This is a genomic window from Micromonospora sp. ATA51 (assembly GCF_016802855.1).
GTDB classification, from domain to species: domain Bacteria; phylum Actinomycetota; class Actinomycetes; order Mycobacteriales; family Micromonosporaceae; genus Micromonospora; species Micromonospora sicca.
The window spans coordinates 1-4,114 of sequence record NZ_JAEVHJ010000450.1; the positions used below are offsets into that span (position 1 = coordinate 1).

3 protein-coding genes and 3 pseudogenes are annotated in these 4,114 nt (G+C 74.4%); 3 read left to right on the top strand and 3 right to left on the bottom strand.

Annotated features, from left to right (window positions below; translation table 11 throughout):
- Positions 1–31: 31 nt before the first annotated feature.
- The 3 genes and pseudogenes from JNW87_RS35645 to JNW87_RS35655 all read right to left on the bottom strand — a co-directional run bounded on the left by JNW87_RS35645 (position 32) and on the right by JNW87_RS35655 (position 2,809).
- Positions 32–623: pseudogene (locus tag JNW87_RS35645) on the bottom strand (GNAT family N-acetyltransferase).
- Positions 620–2,140, bottom strand: a pseudogene (locus JNW87_RS35650) (APC family permease). Before JNW87_RS35650 ends, JNW87_RS35645 begins: the two co-directional pseudogenes overlap by 4 nt.
- 42 nt (positions 2,141–2,182) lie before the next feature.
- The gene (locus tag JNW87_RS35655; protein WP_109805863.1) at positions 2,183–2,809 is read right to left on the bottom strand and encodes a GPP34 family phosphoprotein; all 627 of its coding nucleotides are present in this window, start codon (positions 2,807–2,809) and stop codon (positions 2,183–2,185) included.
- Positions 2,810–2,947: 138 nt separating this feature from the next.
- Between JNW87_RS35655 and JNW87_RS35660 the strand changes: the two are divergent.
- From JNW87_RS35660 to JNW87_RS35670, 3 genes and pseudogenes are all read left to right on the top strand, one after another.
- Positions 2,948–3,295: pseudogene (locus JNW87_RS35660) on the top strand (helix-turn-helix domain-containing protein); the annotation flags it as partial.
- Positions 3,295–3,495, top strand: coding sequence for a DUF397 domain-containing protein (locus JNW87_RS35665; protein ID WP_109805861.1), 201 nt, complete (start codon positions 3,295–3,297; stop codon positions 3,493–3,495). The pseudogene JNW87_RS35660 and the gene JNW87_RS35665, both read left to right, overlap by 1 nt.
- A 23-nt stretch (positions 3,496–3,518) precedes the next feature.
- Positions 3,519–4,114: DEAD/DEAH box helicase (locus JNW87_RS35670; RefSeq protein WP_375373588.1), on the top strand; the 596-nt coding region annotated here is incomplete at its 3' end.

The window sequence follows — 4,114 nt, forward strand, 5'->3', positions numbered from 1 at the left end:
CGCCGTCGACTCAGGGGTCGTCGCGCGCCGGTCAGCCGCGCGGGTCGCGCCACATCGGAGTGGAACGCCGACCCGTCGGGCAGTCGGAACGGCTCGGCGGCCCGGTAGCCGTGCCGGGCGTACAGGTCGCGGCTGCGCTCGCTGCTGGCCTCCAGGTACCCGGGCACCCCTTCGGCGTCGAGCACGGCGTGGTGGTGCCGCAGCAGCGCGCTGCCCAGCCCCCGCCCCTGCAGCCGCGCCTCCACCGCCAGGAACGCCAGGTGATGGTGGTCGGCGTGCGGGTGGTTCGCCTCGAACAGCTCGTCGAGGTGCTGGAACCGGGGCGTCCACTCGCCGCAGGCGGCGGCCAGCCGGGCGTCGTAGTCGACGGGTGGCGGGGCCGGCTCGCCGGCCTGCGGGAACCAGACCGCCACCGCCGACCGGTCCGCGGTGCCGTGCACGATGCCGTGCCGCATCGCGTGGTCGACCAGGATCTCGAAGTTGTCGGCGAGCACCGCCTCCCGCTTCGCCTCGTCCGGCACCAGCCAGCGGGTGACGTCCAGGTGCCGGAACGCCTCGGCGATCCGCTCCGCGACCCCCCGGGTCTCCGCCGGCCCCAACCGCTCGATGGGCGCCTCGGTCACCGGGCCGCCTCCACACCGGCCGGCGCCGGCTCGGGGGTGACCAGCGGCGCCTCGGCGACCGCGCTCTCCGCGCCCAGCCCGATCCGGGCGTACACGTCCGGCCGGCTGCCGCGCAGCACCAGTCCCCAGAGCAGCCCGAGCAGCGCCGCGACCGGGTAGACCGCCGGGATCGCCCAGCGCAGCGGCGAGTCCGGGGCGACGCCGAGCAGGATCGCGAAGTTGTCCACCGCGACCACGATGACGGCGGTGAGGGCGATCGCGGCGAGGCCGGGGGCGATCGCCCGCCGCCACAGGGTCTCCCCCGTCCGCGTCCGGGCGAAGAAGGCGATCACCGCGACCGAGGTGGTGGCGATCAGCAGCAGCACGCCGAACCCGCCGCCGGTGCCGCCCCAGAAGAACAACTGCACCAGCGGGTCCCAGCCGGCGACCGCGTAGAGCACGATCACGACCAGCCCCAGCAGGCTCTGCGCCAGCGAGGCGACCCGCGGCGCGCCGGTGCGCGGCGAGGTCTGCCCGAACAGCGCCGGCAGCACCCGCTCCCGGCCGAGCGCGAAGGCGTACCGGGCGGTGGTGTTGTGGAACGAGATCATCGCCGCCAGCAGCGAGGTGAGGAAGAGCGCCTGGCCGATCGTCACCGCGGTGTCGCCGAGGTGCGCCCCGGCGAGGTTGAAGATGAGCGCCGTGCTCTGCTCGCGGGACGCGTCGACGATCCGGGCGGCCGGTCGCGACGGTCATCGTCCAGGCCGAGAAGGCGTACAGCGCGGCGATGATGGCCACCGAGAGGTAGGTGGCCATCGGCACGGTCCGCTTCGGGTCCTTGCTCTCCTCGCTGAACACCACCGCGGACTCGAAGCCGGTGAAGCCGGTGGTGGCCAGCACCAGGATCGCGCCCACGCCCGGCACCAGCAGGTTGTCCGGCGACAGGGTGGCGAAGCTGACTGAACCGCCCGCCGGGTGGCTGACCTGTGCGACGTCGAAGACGAGGATGACCAGGATCTCGGCGACCAGCAACACGGCCAGCACCATGCCGTTCACGTCCACCCGCAGCAGGCCGAGGATCGCGACCAGCGCCCAGGCGACCAGCGCCACCACCCACCAGGCGGGCGAGCCGCCGAAGATCTGCTGGAGCACCGGCTCGGCCGCGGCGCCGATCGCGCCGTAGAGCCCCACCTGCAGCGCGTTGTACGCGATCAGCGCGACCCAGGCCGCGCCCACCCCGGCCGCCGGCCGAGCCCACGGGCGACGTACGCGTAGAAGGCGCCGGCGTTGGTCAGCCGGCGGGCCATCGCCACGTAGCCGACCGAGAAGAGCGCGAGCACCGCCGCGACCACCAGGAACGCCAGCGGGATGCCGGTGACGCCGGTGACCGCGTACCCGGTGGTGACCACCCCGGCCACCACGGTCAGCGGGGCGGCGGCGGAGAGGACGAAGAAGATGACCGACGGTACGCCGAGCCGGCCACGGGCCAGGGAGTCGGAGACGTTGCTGGGACGGTCGACGGTGGCTGCAGGGGGCATGGGGCCACTCCGGTTCGAGGGGAGGGATGAGGGGTTGGTGGGTCAGGGGAAGCCGCGCAGCACCGCGGCCCCGACGGCGGCCTCGGTGTGCCCGACCAGTTCCTTCAGCGGCGCCGGCAGCGCCGGGACGACGACGCCCAGCCGGTGGTGGGCCAGCGGCCCGGCGCTCCAGAGCACCTCGCGGGTCAGCCCGGTGGCGGCGACCAGACCGAGCAGCAGGGCGTCCGGCACGGAGGGGGGCTCCGGGCGCTCCAGCAGGGTCCGCAGCCGGGTCGCCGGCCAGGCCGCCGCGTTGAGGTCGACCGGGACGTAGCTCAGGCTGGTCCGCAGCAGCCGGCGGCTCTCCTGCCGGCGCAGCACGCCGGCGCGGGCCAGCCGCTCGCCGACCGAGCTCACGCCCGTCTGGGCCAGGAAGCTGAGCCAGGTGCGGACCGCCTGGTGCTGGGGTTCCCCGATCAACTGGTCGAGCACGGTGTGCGCGAGCGCGTCGGCCGGCGGCCGGCGGTCCAGCACCGTGACCAATCCAGCAGAGACGGTGATCCGTCCGAAAAGGACCAGCTCACCGAGCAGGCCGGCGGCGAGCCCCAGCCCGGTCGCCGCCGGATGCAGCTTGGCCTTGCCCCGGCTGTCGTTGTGGGCGACCAGGAAGAACTCATCAGCGATGAGCAAACGAGCCTCCGGCCTGTCCACATACGATCAACACCGGACAGAGGATGCACCTTGCACTATTGCAATGCAACTCCCGAATTCGACGGTTGCACTCCGTGCGGGCGCGACCTGCGGATCTTGGCGTGACAGACTCGGAGGGTGACCGCCAGCCCCACCGTTCGCCGCCGCCGGATCGCTCGGGAACTTCGCCAACTGCGCGAGCACGCGGGGATGACCCTCGATGTCGCGGCCCGCCAGCTCGACATGTCCAAGAGCAACCTCTCCCGGATCGAGAACGCGCAGATCGGCATCAAGCCCCGGGACGTCCGCGCCGCGCTCGCCCTCTACCAGGTGACCGGCTCCGACGCCGAGGCACTGATCGAAATCGCCCGGGGGGCGCAGCAGCGCGGCTGGTGGCAGAACTACAGCGACGTGCTGCCGGAGTGGTTCGAGTTCTACGTCGGACTGGAGGCCGAGGCGGCCACCCTGCGGACGTACGAGGCCGATTGACCGCGCTCGACCTGTCCCGGGCGGACTGGCGCACCAGCACGCGCAGCAGTGGCAACGGCAACTGCGTGGAGGTCGCCGCGGTGGGCGGTCGGATCGCCGTGCGGGACAGCAAGGACCGCGGCGGGCCGGCACTGGTCTTCCCGCCGACGGCCTGGGCGGCCTTCGTCACCGGCGTGGACGGGGTGCGCCGGGACTGAGCACCGGGTGCGAGAGTGGGACTGTGCTCTCCGACGTACCCCTCGACCTGCCGGTCCGGCCGGTGCTCCCGGCGCTGCTCAGGGCGCTGCGGGCGGCCGGCGACGCGGTGCTGGTGGCGCCGCCCGGCACCGGCAAGACGACGCTGGCCCCGCTCGCGGTGGCCGACGAGGTCGCCGGCCGGGTACTGATCGCGCAGCCCCGCCGGGTCGCCGCCCGGGCCGCCGCCCGCCGGATGGCCGGCCTGCTCGGCGAGCCGGTGGGCGAGCGGATCGGGTACGCGGTCCGGGGCGAGCGCCGGGTCGGACGGGCCACCCGGGTCGAGGTGGTCACCACCGGCCTGCTGCTCCGCCGCCTGCACCGCGACCCGGAGCTGCCCGGGGTCGGGGCGGTGCTGCTCGACGAGTGTCACGAGCGGCAGCTCGACGCCGACCTGGCGCTGGCCTTCGCGGTGGAGGCCCGTGGCACGCTCCGCCCCGACCTGTGGCTGCTGGCGATGTCGGCCACCCCGCAGACCGACCGGTTCGCCGCGCTGCTCGGCGCCGCCGGCCGACCCGCGCCGGTCGTCCGGGCGGAGGCCGCGCTGCACCCGGTCACCCGGGTCTGGGCGCCGCCGCCCCG